Genomic DNA, 15993 nt, shown 5'->3' with positions numbered 1-15993 from the left:
AGTCAGGCGGGTTTTTTGTTGAGCAGCGAAGCAGGAAGCTCCTCCAGAGACGCGGTTCGCTCTTCTTGCAGCCTGACCGTCTCAAGTGAGCGTTGGCTCGATCCCCGGCGGGTTAAGCCTTATCCGCTGACCGGCCGCAAAATTCCTGGCAAATTCTTCGTTCTCGAAAAGATGCTGGGTGGTTTCGCCGTTCTCAAAGATCTGCACCGCCCATTGGCCGTCGATCCTTTCGACACGAACACCATTTGTACTCTCGTCCACGGTCGCCACTCCCAAACACGAGCCCCAACGAACCATTTCAGTCGCAAGGTTCAAACGTATAATTCCGCATGCGCTCAGACCGCAAGGTGCCTCAATGCCCGCAACAGAGCTGACCCCGAAGCAAGCGCGCTTCGTCGAAGAATTCATGATCGACCTGAACGCCACACAGGCGGCAAAGCGGGCCGGCTACAGCGAATTGACAGCCCAGGTGCAAGGATCGCGCCTATTATCGAATGTTATGGTTGGCGAGGCCATCGCAGCCCGCCAGGCGGCCATCGCTCAGAAGCTCGGCGTCACGCAGGAACGCATCGTGGCCGAGCTGGCGAAGATTGCCTTTTCCGATATTCGCAAGGCGGTGCAGTGGGGCCGCAGCCCGATCGACACGGAATCGGAAAACGCCAAGCCGAATGGTCTCGGCATCTATCCGGTCGAGTTGGTCGGCAGCGACAAGATTGACGACGACACGGCCGCAGCGGTGTCCGAGGTTTCGCTCACCCAAACCGGTATCAAGATCAAGATGCACGACAAGAAATCGGCGCTGGTCGACCTGGGCAAGCATCTCGGCATGTTCAAGGAACGCGTCGAGCTCACTGGCAAGGACGGCGCTGCGCTCGTCCCCGTGGTCAATGTCCGCCTCCGCAGCCGCAGCTGAAATCAATCTCGACCTGCACGACAAGCAGGCGCTGGCATTCGAGACGGAAGCAACCGAAGCGCTCTATGGCGGTGCTGCTGGTGGTGGCAAGTCGCACCTGATGCGCGCGGCCGCAATCACGTGGTGCGCCGAAATCCCAGGCCTTCAGGTCTACCTCTTCCGCCGCATCCGCGACGACCTGATCAAGAACCACATGGAAGGCCCGCAAGGCTTTCGCCAGATGCTCGCCGGCTGGGTGGAATGCGGGTTCGTCACCATCGTCGAGGATGAAATTCGGTTCTGGAACGGATCGAGGATCTACCTTTGCCACTGCAAGGACGAGAAGGACCGTTTCAAATATCAGGGCGCTGAAATCCATGTGCTGCTGATCGACGAGCTCACCCACTTCACCGAAGTGATTTACCGGTTCCTCCGCAACCGCGTGCGCATGGTCGGGATCAAGGTTCCACCGCAATACGCCGGCCGGTTCCCGCGCATCCTGTGTGGCGCCAATCCGGGCGGCATTGGTCACCAGTTCGTCAAGGCAACGTTCATTGACGGCGCGCTGCCGCTGAAGGTGTACAAGGCCGAAATCAGCGAAGGCGGCATGCAGCGGCAGTTCATCCCTGCCCAGCTCGAAGACAATCCGTCGATGAACGACAACGATCCCGGCTATGAAAGCCGGCTGATGGGTCTCGGCTCGGAAAGCCTGGTGCGCGCAATGCGCTTTGGCGATTGGGATGTGGTCGAGGGCGCCTATTTCGAAAACTTCGAACGTCGCCGGCATGTCGTCAAACCGTTCGCCATTCCAGACCACTGGACACGCTTCAGGGCGGGCGACTGGGGCAGCGCCAAGCCGTTCTCATTCGGTTGGTATGCGGTGGCGTCCGACGACACGATCGTGCCGTCTGGCGTGGCTGGCGCGCCGGGCATCGTCATTCCACGCGGAGCGCTCGTAAAATACCGTGAGTGGTATGGCGTGAAGATCGATAAATCGGGCCGCTATCTGCCTAACACAGGTCTGAAGCTGCACGCCGAAGCCGTCGGCGCCGGTGTCCGGCAGCGCGACTATGACGACACGATCAGCTACGGCGTGCTTGACCCTGCTGCCTTCAGCCAGGACGGCGGACCATCTCTCGCCGAGCGCATGGCGAACGGGACGAACGCTAACGGATCGACCTTCCGGCGCGCGGACAACAAGCGAACGGCTGGACGCGGCGCAATGGGCGGCTGGGATCAGTTGCGCGGTCGACTGACTGGCGACGAGGACGGCCGGGCGATGCTGTTCTTCTTCGAAACCTGCATCCACACGATTCGGACACTGCCGGCGCTGCAGCACGACGAGGCGAACCCGGAAGACCTCAATAGCGACCAGGAAGACCATGCGGCCGACGAGACGCGCTACGCGTGCATGTCGCGGCCATGGGCAGCCAAGACCAAGACGCCGGCTCCCAAGGTGCCACAAGGCCATGTCCAGCTTCCCGGCGTGCCTGACGACGGCAACGGGCGTCGAAGGATTCGCATATGATCAACGACACTGATGACGAGATCGACAGCACCGCAGATGATGCGGTCGACTCGTCGCTGAAGCCGAAGGGCTCCAAGGGCTGGCTGAAGCTGATCACCGATCAGGAGAAGGCCGGCTTTGCCGACTATCAGACACGGTGCACCAACATCCAGAAGCGATATGCCGATCTGGAGCGCCTGGCCAACGTCACCCGCGACCGCGAGTTTCAAATCTTCTGGGCCAATATCGAAGTCCTGAAGCCTTCCATGTATTCCCGCCCACCGGTTCCGGTGGTGGCGCCGCGCTTTCAGGACAGGCGACCGCTCCCGCGCACGGCATCGGAGCTTGTCGAGCGCTCGACGGCGGTCACGTTCGATCGACAGAATATTGACGGCGTGATGCGGCTGGTCCGCGACGACTTGGCCACGATTGCGCGCGGCTGCATGTGGATCCGGTATGAGACCAAGAGCCGAGAGAACGGCTACACCGAAACCGTCTGCATCGAGCACAAGAACCGTCGCGACTTCGTGCATGATCCCGCCCGAAACTGGAAGGAAGTGGACTGGGTCGCCGGCGGCGCATGGATGACGCGCAAAGAGATGCGCAAGCGCTTCAAGGCAACGTCGGGCAACGCCTATCAGGATGCCGAGTTCGCCAAGCGCAAGGACGACAAGAACAACACCGACGGCAAGCTGAAGGCGCGCGTCTGGGAACTGTGGTCGAAGTCCGAAAACAAGGTGGTGTGGCTGTCACCAGGCGTTGATGTCGTGCTGGACGAGGGAGCGCCGCACCTGACGCTGGAAAACTTCTTCCCGTGTCCGCAGCCGGCCTATGGCACGTTGCAGCCGGAGAGCCTTATCCCGGTCCCCGATTACGTCTTCTACAAAGACCAGATCGAGGAAATCAACGACATCACCAACCGCATTTCGGCATTGACCGAAGCGCTTCAGGTGCGCGGCTTCTATCCGGCCGGCGCTGGTGAAATCGGCGATGCGATCGAGGCTGCGGTTAAGACGCGCGATCCGCGCCAGATCATGGTTCCGGTCAGCAACTGGGCCGCGTTCGGCAATGGATCGGCCAAGGACACGATTGTCTGGCTGCCGACGGACATGGTGGCGTCGACCATCACGCAGCTGATCGCGCTTCGCAAGCAGCTCATCGAGGACATTTACCAGATCAGCGGCCTGTCGGACATCATGCGGGGCGAGAGCAACCCGAACGAAACGCTCGGCGCGCAGCAGATCAAGACGCAATACGGCTCTGTCCGCATCCGCGACCGGCAGAACGAGCTGGTGCGCATCGCTCGCGACGCGGCGCGCATCATCGCCGAGGTCATGGCAGAGAATTTCCAGTCGAAGACGCTGCTGGAAATGAGCCAGATGGAACTGCCGAGCGACGCCGATGTCGCCAAGCAGGTAAAGCCGCTGGAGGCCCAGGCCAAGAGCATCGAGAAGGAATTGCAGGGCGCGTCGCGTGATCCCGAAATCGCCGCGATGGCGAAGCAGAACCCGGAAGCCGCGCAGCAGATCATGCAGCAGGCTCAGGGCCAGATTGCCGAGATCACGAAGCAGATCGAGGAGCTGAAAAAGACCGTCACTATCGATCAGGTGATGGACTTCCTGCACGATCAGAAAATCCGGCCGTTCAGCCTCGACATCGAGACCGACAGCACCATCCAGCCCGACGAGAATGCCGAGAAGCAGCGCCGCAGCGAGTTCCTGACGGCGCTTGCTGGTACGCTCGCCCAGCTTGGCCCGATGGTGCAGGCGCAACCTGAGACGGCTCCCTTTGCTGCCGAGGTGCTGAAATTCGCCATGGCGCCGTTCCGCCCCGGTCGCAGCATGGATGCGACGATCGACGAGTTCGCCGAGCAAATGAAGGCGATGGGTTCCCAGCCTAGGCCAGATCCCAGCGCCGGCAAGGCGGAAGCTGACGCCAAGGCCAACGAAGGCAAGATGGCGGTGGAAAAGGCCAAGTCTGACGCCGCAATGGCCAAGTCACAAAGCGACGCGGACATCGCAAGGACCAAGGCGGAGGCCGATATCGCCAGGATCAACGCCGATGCCGCGCAAAAGCAGCGCGAGGCCGATATCCGCATTCGCGAGATCGAGGCCAACTCGGCCGCCGCAGCTCAGAAGCACGAGCAGGACATGCAGAAGGGTCAGCTCGAAATCGAAAAGCTGCGCCTTCAGGTGCTCGGCCAAGCGCAGAAGAACGCCGCGCCTCAGCCAGCTGCTGCCCAACTTTGAAAAGGACAACACCATGCCAGTCAGTGCTGATGAACTCTGCCGGGGCGGCATGAGCTATCCGGTGGCAATCGAGGTTGCCCGCCAGATGAACGCGGGCCTCACCAATGGCAACGTCTACCGGCTTATGGCCGTCGGGATTCCGGGCGAGCAGGCGAAGGAAATTGCCAAGCAGATCAACGCCGGCGCCTTTGATGCCCACAAGCTGGCGCTGACCAACGTTAACCCGGGGGTCGCAACGACGCTGAAGCGGGCCAGCGGTCTTTAAATGGCTTACACGTGGACCAATCTCGGCGACGGCCGGCAGGTTTTCCGCAAGGTCGAGACGACCAAGCCGAAGCGCTCGCATCTGTCGGCACCAATGATCAATTCGGACACCATGTCCGCAGTCCAGTCGATGCACGACGGCAAGGTCTACACCTCGAAATCGGCACTGCGCGCGACTTACCGCGCTGCCGGGCTGGAGGAGGTGGGGAACGACCCCGCGAGGCTTCGGCCCCGCAAGCGTCCGAAGATCGACCGCAAGGCGATCAAGGACAGCGTGCAGAAGGCGCAGGCCAGGTTCAACCGCGGCGAGAGAACCCCAAGCAACTGATCTCGCAGCTGCATTGTAAATCATCCGGCGAAGTCCTACCATCGATAGTCAAATAGCGGAGGGCGAAGATTCATGCGAACGTCGCGCACTATTTTTTCTGCGATTGCTGTTCTGTTGCAAGTTTTCCCGGCTAGAGCCGGTCATTTCGTCGGAACTTTCCAAGCCGAGTTTCTGGACGACGGGCGCAAGATAAGACTTTTGCAGCCCTACGAGTTTGATGATGACAATGGCAAACAGTGGAACGTGCCCAGTGGAACGGAGGTAGATGGAGCTTCGATTCCAAAACCTCTCTGGAGCATTACAGGCGGGCCATTCGAGGGCAAGTATCGGAATGCCTCTGTCATTCACGACTACGAATGCGACAAAGAAACAACCCCTTGGTGGTACGTGCACCAGATGTTTTATGATGCGATGATTGCCTCAGACGTAGGACCGATAGAGGCCGAAATTTTGTACCTTGGTGTTTTCAACTTTGGCCCACGCTGGACCGTCGAAGACCCACCCATCCAGCATCGTGTGTGCACGACAGGAATTAACGGATTGACATCGTGCATCGTAGAGTTTCACGCGGGCGTGCCGCATGGATATCCCCAAAACGCCTACAGTGAAGAAGACATGGCGAAGATAGAGGCGTTCGTAAGAGCCCAGGTGCAGGCCGGCGATCTACCTATGGGCCGAGATGCCGACAAAGTTTTAACTAAAATACTTGGCCACTCGTCGGTAGTTAAGAACTAACATCCCTCAGGGTTTCCCCGGCGAAACCCTCGGCCCGAACAACTGGGTCATGCAGAATTCTGCGGCGCAATCGCGCCCGGGACATGCGCCTATTTATCCGCAATCCCTCAGACGGAGCAATCCCATGGAAGACTTGAACGGAGGCGCTTCGGCGCCCGCCGAAATCTCGACTGTTGCAGACGACGCGCAGACGCCGAATCCGATCAGCACCGAATCCAACACCGCCGAGCCCAAGCCCGAACCGGAAGCAAAGAAGGCGCCGACCGCTCGCGAAGCGCTGAAGGCAGCGGCCGAAAAGGTCAATGAGAAGGCCAAGGCCGAAGAGACCGACACCGGCAAGAAACCAGTGGAGACCCAGCCCAAGCCGAGCGAGAAGCCTGCTGACAAGGCCGACAAGACGCTTCCCGATCCGAAGCCGATCAAGGACGCGAACACCACTCAGCAGCCTGGCAAGCCGGCAGAGACGGCCAAGACTGAGCCCGGCAAGACGCAAACCAGCCATGCCGAGGCGCCAGCGCGCTTCAAGAGCGATGCCGCTGCGATGGCCGAATGGGAGAAGGCTCCCGACCCGGTCAAGGCAGCCGTTCACCGCTCGATCCGCGAGCTTGAAGCCGGCATCGAAAAGCACCGCGTGCCAGCGGAGGAATTCGAGAAGGTCCGGGACTTTCACGAACTGGCCACCAAGAACAACACCACGATGCGCGATGCGATGACGCGCTACACCAATCTGGAGCGGACGCTACTCTCGGACCCGCTGAAGGGCATTGAAGCCGTCTGCGACTATGCCGGCATCTCGCTTCGCCAGCTCGCTGCGCATGTCATGGGTCAAAAGCCCGACGAGGTGCAGGGCCAGAATGACGCCACCATCCAGCAGCTCAAGCGCGAGATCGAGACGCTCAAGCATAGCGTCGGCGGCGTGACCAACACGATGCAGCAGCAGCACGTCGCAACGATCGATGCGCAGGTGCAGAAGTTCGCGGTTGACAATCCCCGGTTCGAGGACCTGGCCGAAGATATCGCCTTTTTCCTGAAATCAGGCAAAACCGCCGATCTGGCCGAAGCTTACAAGCTCGCGGAAATGCTCAATCCCGACCCGGCCGCATCGACAACCACAGTTTCAGCAGCGCCTCAGACGCGCACCGCTCAAGACCCCCAGGCTCAGACCCTGAAGGGCCAGAAATCCATCACAGGCGCGCCCTCGGCTGGCTCAGACCCGGCAACGAAGCGAGCTTCCACCTCAATCAAGGATTCGCTCCGGCGGGCTGTGTCCCAGATCGGATAATCCATCGCAAAAAGGAGGGCCGAAATGGCTCTTACTTCCGTAGAAAAGAACCAGGAGATTTTGTCTCTGGCGCTTGAGGATCGAGCCTCGGGTTACCAGGACCTGGTCTCCAATTCCAACGCCTTGCTCAACGTGCTTAAGCGCAAGGGCAAGTTCAAGGAATACTCCGGCCCGAAGATCCGCCAGCGCCTGCTCTATACCAAGACGGGTTCGGCGGTCTGGTATAACGGCTTCGACTTCCTCAACCCGGTTCCGGCCGAGTTGTTCAACGACGCCGAATACTCGCCGAAAATGTGCGCCGTCGCCGTCACTCTCGCGAACGAGGACATCCTCAACAACGAGGGCGAAAACCAGCTCATGGACATTCTGGAGTCTCACATCGAGGCTGCGGAAGGTGAGTTGCAGGACGAGGTTGATATCTCGCTCCACGGCAACGGCACCCGCTTCGGCGGCAAGGAACTTGGCGGCCTCCAGCTGGCGGTTCCGACTGTGGTCAATTCCGGCGTCTATGCCGGCATCGATCGCGGCGCCAATGCGATCTGGCGCACTTCGGTGTTCGACGCGAATTCTGCCTTCCCGGCTATCGGAACGCAGGTCACGGCGACCACCATCCGCCCAATGCTCAACTCGATCATGACGCAGCGCTCGCGTGGCACCAGGGCGGCCGATCTCCTGCTGATGTCGCCGGAGCATTACGCGGCCTATGACGCGGCCACCGTGGCAATCCAGCGCGTCAACGATGTTTCTGGGCTCGGCAAGCTCGGCTTCACGTCGCTGAAATACTTCGGCGCCGGTCGCTCTGCTGAAATCGTCCAGGAAGGCGGCATCGGCTCCAACATGCCGGCGAACACGACCTATGGTCTGGACACCGACACGCTCTGGCTCCGCTACCACCCGGAACGCAACTTCAACAAGATCGGCAAATCCATGATGCCGATCAATCAGGACGCGAATGTCCAGTACATCGGCTTCATGGGCGAACTGACGATGAACAATCCGCTGTTCCAGTGGAAGCTCATCGACAGCAACCCGGCCGCGTAAAGGAGAGGATCCAGAAAATGGCTTACGTTCCTCACACTCCGCACCTCGGCCTCCCGCCGATCGCCGCAACCCTCCCGGCCTCTACGGCGGCCGGGCGCTCCACTCCTGGCCCTTGGCTTGGTCAGATCATCCAGGCGCAAGATCCGGTCTACGGCGTCGGCGAGTTCGTCTATCTCGCCGGCGTCGCCACCACTGGTGTCGGCTCGTGGGTGCTCTACAACCCTGACGACTGGTCGACGGTGCTTCTCGGCCCCGACATGATCGGTTCCGTTGCTGTCGCCATGTCCGCGAATGTCGCCAGCCAGTACGGCTGGTATCAGATCAAGGGCAAGGCCATCGGCAAGGCTCTGGTCGGGTTCCTCGACAATGCCAACGTCTACGCCACGGCGACCGCCGGTAGCGTCGACGATGCTGTTGTCGCTGGCGACCGCGTCAAGAACGCCAAGGGCGCTTCTGCGCTCGGCGTACCGTCTGCCGGTCTCGCCGAGTTCGAGATCGATCGACCGTACGTTGACGACGCTCTGGCCGCGTAAACAGGCCAATTCCAACAGGACACTGAAACGGGGGCTTCGGCTCCCGTTTTTCTTTGCACCCTCTCAGACAGGAGTTTCGCCATGAGCGCGAACCAGAATATCGTCAACGTTGTTTTCCGAAATCATGTCATCCCCAACGAACAGGCCAGCAGGTCCGCCGGCCGGCCGATCTTCACCGATATGGAGGTCTGCGACCTTTCATTCCCGGCAAACCGCCAGACCAAGGCGACCTATCCGGCCCATGATGCCGAACCGAACGCCACGCGCGAGAGCATTGCGGCCGGCGGCGGTCTCGTCACCTATGCGCAGCTTTACAACAAGCAGTATCTGGCCTTCAAAGACGGCACCTCTCAACCGCTCTCCGGCACGCCGCTTTCCGAAGCGCCGTTCCTGAAGGAAGGCAAGCGCCGCGAACTGAAGGCTCTCGGCGTCCACACAGTCGAGCAGCTGGCTTCGCTGGACGGAACCCCGCTGAAGCAGCTCGGCATGGGCGGCCGCGAACTGAAGAACCAGGCGCAGGCCTATCTCGACAACGCGGCCGGCAGCGCCGACATCGTCAACCTTGCGGCTCAGGTCGCGGCCCTGACCCAGCAGTTAGCCGATGAACGCCGGTTGCGCGAGGAGTTCATGCAGGCAGGAAAGCCACTGGAGGGCGCCACCGCGACGGCCAAAGATACCGCCGCCGACCATGAACCCAGCGACGAGGACGAGGAAACCAGGGAAGACGAGGACGGCGACGAAGAAACCGAGCAGACCACGCCGCCAACCGCTGCCGAGATCGAGGCCATGGATGATGAAGCCCTGAAGGTCTACATCGCTAAGGAAACCGGCTCCCGGCCGCGCGGCAATCCTAACCACGACACCTTGGTCGCTGCGGCCAAGGAACTGGCGATGGTGGATTGATCCGCCATGTCGATCCTCAGCGTCATCAAGGATGTCGGCACGGTCATCGGTTTGACCGTGCCGACGGCTGTCTTTTCATCGACAGATCGTGAGCACGTTGAATTGCAGTCGCTCGCGAACGAGATGGCGCAGAGGATCGCATTCGACACACGGGACTGGACGAAACTCAAGACGCTTGCCACGCTCACCGGCGACGGCGTTTCGACCGGCCTCAATCTTCCGGCCGACTACCAGCGTATGCTGAAGAAAGCGCGCGTCTGGCCGTCGGCAAGCCCCTATACATCGCTCACGCACTATCCCGACAGTGACCAGTGGCTGGGCCTGGCGGTGCAGAATTTTCAGATCCTCGTCGGCGCCTGGACGATGATCGGCGATCAGATCCAGATCAAGCCCGCCATCCCCAACCTGGCCACGGCGCAATTCTATTACCTGACCAACAAAATCGTGAAGGATAAGGACGGCGCCGCAAAAGCAGCTTTCACGGCTGACGATGACGTGTTCCGCCTCGATGAGCGCGTTTTGAAGCTCGGCATGATTTGGCAATGGAAGGCCAACAAGGGGCAAGCCTATTCCGAGGACATGGCGACCTACGAGGATGCCATCGCGGTGTCAGCCGGTGCCGACAAGGGCTCCAACATCCTGGCCGTCGGTCGGCGCCGCTCGACGATTGACGCCGACTTTGCCTTTCCGGGAGTAATCACGCCATGAGGGCCGGCTTCAGGCGCGTTCCTGTTGCGGCCCAATCGCAGCAGCGCCACAGCACACTTACATTTCCAGCACCGATCCGGGGCAAGATTTCGAACGAAAATCTGGCTGCATCGAAGCCGCAGGGTGCCCGCGTCCTCGAGAACTGGTTTCCGACGACAACCGGCATCCGATTGCGTGGCGGCGAGAAGAAGAAGGCGACGATCGGCACTACCGCAGTGGTCAGCATGATGTCCTATGACGCGTCGCCGGGCCGCTTCATGTTCGCCGCGGATGGCACGAAGATTTTCGATGTTACAAACCCTGCCAACCCCAATGTAGCGCCGGCTCCCGTCGTTTCCGGGCTGACCAGCGGCTATTTCTCCTACGTGCAGTTCGAGACCGCTGGCGGCGACTATCTGTCGGCCGTTAACGGCACGGACAGCATGCGCCAATTCGACGGCACGGCATGGACCACGGTGGCCGCGCTGGGCACCATTGCCACGAACAAGCTCTCGCACGTCTGGACCTATCGCAACCGCGAATTCTTCATCCAAAAAAACAGCCTTACGGCGTGGTTTCTACCAGTCGACACCATTGCCGGCACCGCCGTCGATCTCTCACTTGCCGGTGTCTTCCAGAAGGGCGGATCGCTGCTTTTTGGCGGCACCTGGTCGCTTGATGCCGGCGACGGTGTCGACGACAAATGCGTGTTCGTGTCGACCAAGGGCGAGGTAGCGGTCTACGAGGGTGCAAACCCCGCCGATCCGAATGACTGGTCGCTCGTCGGCCGCTATGACATGTCGCCGCCTCGCGGCAAGCGCGCAGTGATGCAAGCCGGTGGCGAACTGCTGATCGGCATGGATGATGGAATCATTCCGATCTCCCAAGCCATCCAGAAAGACCGTGCGGCGCTTTCGATGATCAGCGTTTCGCGCAACATCGAACCGGACTGGCGCAGGGAAGCTGCGGCTCGCGCCAACCTGCCTTGGGAAATCCTGAAGTGGCCGCTGTTCAACATGGCAATCGTCTCGCTGCCGGCGGATGTCGGACAGGATGCGAGGTGCTTCGTCGTCAACCTGCAAACCGGTGCATGGGCGGACTACACAGGTTGGGATACGCGATGCCTGGTCCTGCATGACGGCTGGGCGTATTTCGGGACGTCGGACGGCAAGATCATGCAGTGCGAGGTCAGCGGCAGTGATGATGGCTCGCCTTATACCTGCACCTATGTTGGCCTGTTCGATCACATGAAGTCGCCGGCGCGGAGCAAGATCGTCCACATGGCGCGGACGGTCTTCCTGGCCAGCCGGAAGTTCATCGCGAAGCTCTCGGTTTCCAAGGACTATCAGGTCTCGCTGCCGTCGGCGCCGTCGTCGGTTGCCGACGATGTCGTTTTCGATGAATGGGATCTGGGCCTCTGGGATGTTGCGAAGTGGGACGCCAGCGCAACGAAGACGGTTTCCACGAAATGGGTCTCTGTCGGACTGACGGGTTTCGTCATCGCCCCTCAGGTGCAGGTGACATGCGGTATCACTCCAACGCCTGACGCCGAGCTGGTGGCGATCGACATGACCTACGAGGTCGGGGGCGTCGTCGTTTGAAGCTGATCTTTGGCAATGACCTGGTGGTGGCGAGGTTCGTCGCCGACATGACGCCAGGCTGCGAGGCCGGATTTGGCAACTGCAAGGCGATCGGTGTTCGTGACGATGAGACCGGCGAACTTGTTGCTGGCATGGTGTTTCACGACTGGCAACCAGGCCCGGGGCTGATCCAGATTTCGAGCGCTTCGAAAACGCCGCGATGGCTGACGGCGGATGTCCGCCACATCATGTTTTCATATCCGTTCGACCAGATCGGTTGCCAGATGGTCGTTCTGCAGGTTTCCGCAAAGAACGAGCGCATGGTTCGGATCGCGAAGGCTTTCGGCTTCACCCCTTACTTGATCAAGCGCATGCGCGGCCGCGACGAAGACGGCTACGTTTTCACGCTCACTGAAGAAGACTGGCGCAACGGCCGTTTCACGAGGAAGACAAATGGGTAAAGCCTCAGCACCTAAGCCGCCAGATCCCAAGGAAACTTCCGCGGCCTCGACGGGTACGAACATCTCGACCGCTATTGCCAACTCATATTTGAACAATGCCAATCAGGTCGGGCCTGATGGCACGATCACATATACGAACAGCGGTACGCAACCGATCACTGACCCCTATACGGGCAAGACCTATCAAATCCCGACGCGCACCGCGACGACCACGCTTTCCGCTGCGCAGCAGGCGATTAAGGACCAGACCGACAAGGCACAGTTGAACCTTGGCACGCTTGCCAACAACCAGTCGTCATTCCTGAACGACTATATGGCCAAGCCCTTCGATGGATCGAACGATGCCACCGAGGCGCGACTGCTGCAGCTCGGGAAAGCGCGCCTTGATCCGATCTTGGCTCAACAACAGGATGCCTTGGCGACGCGGCTATCGAACCAGGGCATCAAGCTTGGCTCAGCTGCTTATGACCGTGCCATGGCCCAGCAGGGCCAGAACGCCAACGATGCCAACAACCAGCTCATCCTTTCAGGCCATGGGCAGGCGTTCGCCGAGGGCCAGGCAATCCGCAACCAGCCCATCAACGAAATCACGGCGCTGCTTTCCGGATCGCAGGTCAGTTCGCCCCAGGCCGCTGGCGATACCGGCAGCACCATTCCGACAACCGACAACGCTGGGCTGATCAATCAGAACTATCAGGACAGGATGGCCGCCTACAACCAGCAGCAGGCGCAGAGCGGAAGCTTGATCGGCGGCCTCTTCGGTCTCGGCAGCAAGCTCATCGGACTATCCGACGACGAGGCGAAAAAGGACAAGGAACGGCTCGCCGACATCACCCCGGAAATGGGGCTGTGGAAGTTCCACTACAAAGGCGAGGCGAAGGGCGCTCCGATGCGGCTTGGCCTCATGGCCAGCGAAGTCGAGAGCGTGCGACCCGATGCTGTTTCGCGCCGGCCTGACGGTTATCGCCAGGTCGATTACGGCAAAGCTCTGTCGTTGGGGGCCTGAGGCATGGCGCTGTCATTCATCTTCGATGCCGAGAAAGGCGAGACGCCTGCGTCCGTCGCCAAGAAGCGGGCAATTGTCCAGGCGCTGATGTCTTCCCAGCGCGCGCCGCAGAACATCGGCGAGGGCTTGAACGCGCTTGGGGATGGCATCGTTCAGAATGTTCTCACCAGGCGCGCCGATGCGGCAGAGATCGCAGGACAAGCCCACGCGACCGACGCGTTTGGCGGCATGATCAATGCGGGCACCTTCCCGGCGGCTCCGGGCTCTCCAGTTGCGGCCTCCGCGAGCGGCGCGGCCGACTACGGCGGCGACCAACTCGCATGGCAGGACGCAAAGCCCTACCAGAAGGCGCTGCTCAACACGATTTCCGGCCCAGAAAGCGGCGGTCGCTACAACGTCATCTATGGCGGCGGAAAGTTCGATGATTTCTCCCACCATCCGAACCAGGCGGTGCGCATCCAAACCGGGCCGAATGCTGGCCGCACCTCGTCGGCCGCCGGCAAGTATCAGTTTCTGGGTTCCACATGGGACGATGAGGCCAAGGAACTCGGCTTGCCCGACTTCTCGCCAGTCAACCAGGACAAGGCAGCATGGAACCTCGCCGCCAAGACCTACAAGGCCAAGACGGGCCAAGTGCTCGATGACGTTCTACAATCCGGCGATCCGGACGCTATCGCCAACGTCGGCCAGGTCTTGAGCGGGACGTGGACGAGCCTTCCCGGTGGCATCGAGCAGGGCACAAATAGGAACAGGTTCGTTGCGACCTACCAGAAGGCGCTTGGCGCCGGCGCTACGCCCGCACAGGCAACGCAGGCGGCCCAGCAGGAGCAGTCACAAGACCCAGTTCAAGTTGCCTCGCTCGATCCCTCCGCTGGTATGACACCGGCCCCGAGCCTCGCCACCATGTCGCCCGGCACCACGGCTCCTGCGTATGATCCCAGCGGCCTTCCTCCGCTCGATCCTAACGACCCGATGGCACCCGCAACGCGTCCGACTTATCCCGGCGCTCCGCAAGGATCTGGAAAAGCTGGTGAAGTTCGCCGCGGCGCCGACGGCAAGACCTATCAGTTTGTCGAGACAACTGGCATGGCCGGCGCGACCGGTGATCAGGGCTGGATTCCAGTCAATGCCAATTCGCCGTTGCCCAATCCCGGCCCCGGTGAGCCTGCCGCGACCACGCCGGCCGGCCAGCGCGTGCTGTCGACAATGATGAGCCCGGAACCGCTGAGCGGTCGCGGTGGCGTCGTGCAGGCCCTCAGCGCGGCTCAGCAGCCCGCACCAGCAGCGGCAGCCCCGTCGCCGGTCGTTGCGGCACTCGCGGGCGCTCAGCAGCCTCAGGCCGCGCCAGCCTCTCCCGGCGTCCAGAAGGTCGCTCAGGCGATGTCTCCGCAGGAAGACCTGTCCAGCATCCCGGTAGAGGCTGGCGGCACTGGCGGCGCTATCCAGCCCGGTCAGGGCGGTCCGTCTATTCAGCAGATCATGCAGGTTGCCGCTGACCCGTGGGCATCGCCTGAGCAAAAGGCGATGGCCAATATGATGCTCCAGCAGAAAATGCAGGAGGCCGATCCTTTGCGGCAGCTGCAAATTCAGGCTGCGCGCAAGTCTCTGGCCGTTCCGCCGAAGCAGTGGCAGAAGCTGGACGACGACACCCTGTTCGATGCGGCCAGCGGCGAGACGAAAAGCATTTCAGGCGCCGGCCCGACGAAGTTCGAGGGCAACGGCCTCGATGCCCAGGCTTGGAACATCCTCTCGACCGCCGATCCCGCTTCGCGAGAATATGCGACTGCCTACGCCATCATTTCGCAGCCAAAGACGCAGATGGTGCAGACGCCTGATGGCATGGTGCCTATTCAGGTGCCGCCCAACCTTCCGGCATGGCTACAGGCTCCCGGTGGTGGTGCCGTGCCTGCCGCGCCAGCCGCGCCAGGAGTGACTTCGCCCGCTCAGGTAGCGCCTCCTGCTGCTGGGGCACCGGCTCCCGCCGTCGTTGCGCCGCCTTCGGCCGCTCCTTCTGCAGGAGTCGTCATCCCCGGCACAATGAAGCCGACAGAAACACAGCGGAACCGGGTTTCCTCCGTCAACCAGGCGTTCGATGCCATCACCGGCGAACTCGACCGCTATTCGGAGCTGGTCGCCAAGACCGGCATCGAGGCAATGCCCGGCGCGTCCAAGGACAATCTGAACACCGTCCGCCAGGGCATCATGTTGCAGATGAAGGAACTCTTCAATCTAGGCGTTCTCAACGGGCCTGATCTCCAGTTGATGGAAAACATGATCTACGACCCGGTTGTCGACGTGACCAAGGACGGCGGGGCATGGAACCTTCCGAGCCAGGTCTACACCGCAGCTACTGGCGGGGCGGGTGACAGGGCGGCCAACAGCGTCAAAGAGCTGAAGCGCATGCTGGAAGGCATCAAGGCCTCGGTTGACAGGACGACGGCCGAGCCGAACGCTCCGGCACCATCGCCAAATCCGGATGGCTGGAAAGATGTCGGCAACGGCGTGCGCGGATCAGGGTGAAACCA

General features: G+C 61.1%; 15 protein-coding genes. All 15 read left to right on the top strand.

Annotated features, from left to right (window positions below):
- The first annotated feature begins 178 nt into the window (after window positions 1–178).
- The 15 genes from NKH54_RS00665 to NKH54_RS00595 all read left to right on the top strand — a co-directional run bounded on the left by NKH54_RS00665 (window position 179) and on the right by NKH54_RS00595 (window position 15988).
- Window positions 179–913 (top strand): terminase small subunit, encoded by a 735-nt coding sequence (locus tag NKH54_RS00665; RefSeq protein ID WP_353027560.1) that lies wholly within the window; start codon window positions 179–181, stop codon window positions 911–913.
- Window positions 888–2420 (top strand): terminase large subunit domain-containing protein, encoded by a 1533-nt coding sequence (locus NKH54_RS00660; protein WP_353027559.1) that lies wholly within the window; start codon window positions 888–890, stop codon window positions 2418–2420. The genes NKH54_RS00665 and NKH54_RS00660 overlap by 26 nt, the downstream gene beginning before the upstream one ends.
- Complete coding sequence (locus NKH54_RS00655; protein ID WP_353027558.1) at window positions 2417–4648, top strand: hypothetical protein; 2232 nt, start codon at window positions 2417–2419, stop codon at window positions 4646–4648. Before NKH54_RS00660 ends, NKH54_RS00655 begins: the two co-directional genes overlap by 4 nt.
- Before the next feature lie 13 nt (window positions 4649–4661).
- Complete coding sequence (locus NKH54_RS00650) at window positions 4662–4913, top strand: hypothetical protein (protein WP_353027557.1); 252 nt, start codon at window positions 4662–4664, stop codon at window positions 4911–4913.
- Window positions 4914–5240, top strand: coding sequence for a hypothetical protein (locus NKH54_RS00645; RefSeq protein WP_353027556.1), 327 nt, complete (start codon window positions 4914–4916; stop codon window positions 5238–5240). It begins immediately after the preceding gene.
- 72 nt (window positions 5241–5312) lie between these two features.
- Window positions 5313–5975 carry a DUF1353 domain-containing protein gene (locus NKH54_RS00640; protein ID WP_353027555.1) on the top strand — a complete coding sequence of 221 codons (663 nt, stop codon included), beginning with the start codon at window positions 5313–5315 and terminating at the stop codon, window positions 5973–5975.
- Between the two features lie 124 nt (window positions 5976–6099).
- Window positions 6100–7257 carry a hypothetical protein gene (locus tag NKH54_RS00635; protein ID WP_353027554.1) on the top strand — a complete coding sequence of 386 codons (1158 nt, stop codon included), beginning with the start codon at window positions 6100–6102 and terminating at the stop codon, window positions 7255–7257.
- A gap of 24 nt (window positions 7258–7281) precedes the next feature.
- Window positions 7282–8298: a phage major capsid protein gene (locus NKH54_RS00630; protein ID WP_023831661.1), complete on the top strand. Its 1017-nt coding sequence runs from the start codon at window positions 7282–7284 to the stop codon at window positions 8296–8298.
- Between the two features lie 17 nt (window positions 8299–8315).
- A complete protein-coding gene (locus NKH54_RS00625; RefSeq protein ID WP_353027553.1) occupies window positions 8316–8831 on the top strand; it encodes a hypothetical protein in 516 nt (171 codons plus the stop codon).
- A gap of 81 nt (window positions 8832–8912) precedes the next feature.
- Entirely contained in the window at window positions 8913–9734 is an 822-nt protein-coding gene (locus NKH54_RS00620; RefSeq protein WP_353027552.1) for a hypothetical protein, read from the top strand.
- Window positions 9735–9740: 6 nt separating this feature from the next.
- Complete coding sequence (locus tag NKH54_RS00615) at window positions 9741–10442, top strand: phage adaptor protein (protein WP_353027551.1); 702 nt, start codon at window positions 9741–9743, stop codon at window positions 10440–10442.
- Window positions 10439–12022 (top strand): hypothetical protein, encoded by a 1584-nt coding sequence (locus NKH54_RS00610; RefSeq protein ID WP_353027550.1) that lies wholly within the window; start codon window positions 10439–10441, stop codon window positions 12020–12022. Before NKH54_RS00615 ends, NKH54_RS00610 begins: the two co-directional genes overlap by 4 nt.
- Window positions 12019–12462, top strand: a complete 444-nt coding sequence (locus NKH54_RS00605; protein ID WP_353027549.1) for a GNAT family N-acetyltransferase — start codon at window positions 12019–12021, stop codon at window positions 12460–12462. Before NKH54_RS00610 ends, NKH54_RS00605 begins: the two co-directional genes overlap by 4 nt.
- Entirely contained in the window at window positions 12455–13468 is a 1014-nt protein-coding gene (locus NKH54_RS00600) for a tail fiber domain-containing protein (RefSeq protein ID WP_353027548.1), read from the top strand. The genes NKH54_RS00605 and NKH54_RS00600 overlap by 8 nt, the downstream gene beginning before the upstream one ends.
- A 3-nt stretch (window positions 13469–13471) precedes the next feature.
- Entirely contained in the window at window positions 13472–15988 is a 2517-nt protein-coding gene (locus NKH54_RS00595) for a glycoside hydrolase family 24 protein (protein WP_353027547.1), read from the top strand.
- Window positions 15989–15993: the final 5 nt, after the last annotated feature.

The organism is Mesorhizobium sp. M1004 (genome assembly GCF_040318795.1).
GTDB lineage: Bacteria > Pseudomonadota > Alphaproteobacteria > Rhizobiales > Rhizobiaceae > Mesorhizobium.
Note: the sequence above shows the minus strand (reverse complement) of the source record. Positions and strands in the feature narration are given on the sequence as shown.

Excerpts from the sequence above, each read along its gene's own strand:
- NKH54_RS00645 (WP_353027556.1), top strand. The coding sequence starts at position 4,914 with ATGGCTTACACGTGGACCAATCTCGGCGACGGCCGGCAGGTTTTCCGC.
- NKH54_RS00615 (WP_353027551.1), top strand. The coding sequence starts at position 9,741 with ATGTCGATCCTCAGCGTCATCAAGGATGTCGGCACGGTCATCGGTTTG.
- NKH54_RS00620 (WP_353027552.1), top strand. The coding sequence starts at position 8,913 with ATGAGCGCGAACCAGAATATCGTCAACGTTGTTTTCCGAAATCATGTC.
- NKH54_RS00600 (WP_353027548.1), top strand. The coding sequence starts at position 12,455 with ATGGGTAAAGCCTCAGCACCTAAGCCGCCAGATCCCAAGGAAACTTCC.
- NKH54_RS00630 (WP_023831661.1), top strand. The coding sequence starts at position 7,282 with ATGGCTCTTACTTCCGTAGAAAAGAACCAGGAGATTTTGTCTCTGGCG.
- NKH54_RS00610 (WP_353027550.1), top strand. The coding sequence starts at position 10,439 with ATGAGGGCCGGCTTCAGGCGCGTTCCTGTTGCGGCCCAATCGCAGCAG.
- NKH54_RS00625 (WP_353027553.1), top strand. The coding sequence starts at position 8,316 with ATGGCTTACGTTCCTCACACTCCGCACCTCGGCCTCCCGCCGATCGCC.
- NKH54_RS00635 (WP_353027554.1), top strand. The coding sequence starts at position 6,100 with ATGGAAGACTTGAACGGAGGCGCTTCGGCGCCCGCCGAAATCTCGACT.
- NKH54_RS00660 (WP_353027559.1), top strand. The coding sequence starts at position 888 with ATGTCCGCCTCCGCAGCCGCAGCTGAAATCAATCTCGACCTGCACGAC.
- NKH54_RS00595 (WP_353027547.1), top strand. The coding sequence starts at position 13,472 with ATGGCGCTGTCATTCATCTTCGATGCCGAGAAAGGCGAGACGCCTGCG.
- NKH54_RS00650 (WP_353027557.1), top strand. The coding sequence starts at position 4,662 with ATGCCAGTCAGTGCTGATGAACTCTGCCGGGGCGGCATGAGCTATCCG.
- NKH54_RS00640 (WP_353027555.1), top strand. The coding sequence starts at position 5,313 with ATGCGAACGTCGCGCACTATTTTTTCTGCGATTGCTGTTCTGTTGCAA.
- NKH54_RS00655 (WP_353027558.1), top strand. The coding sequence starts at position 2,417 with ATGATCAACGACACTGATGACGAGATCGACAGCACCGCAGATGATGCG.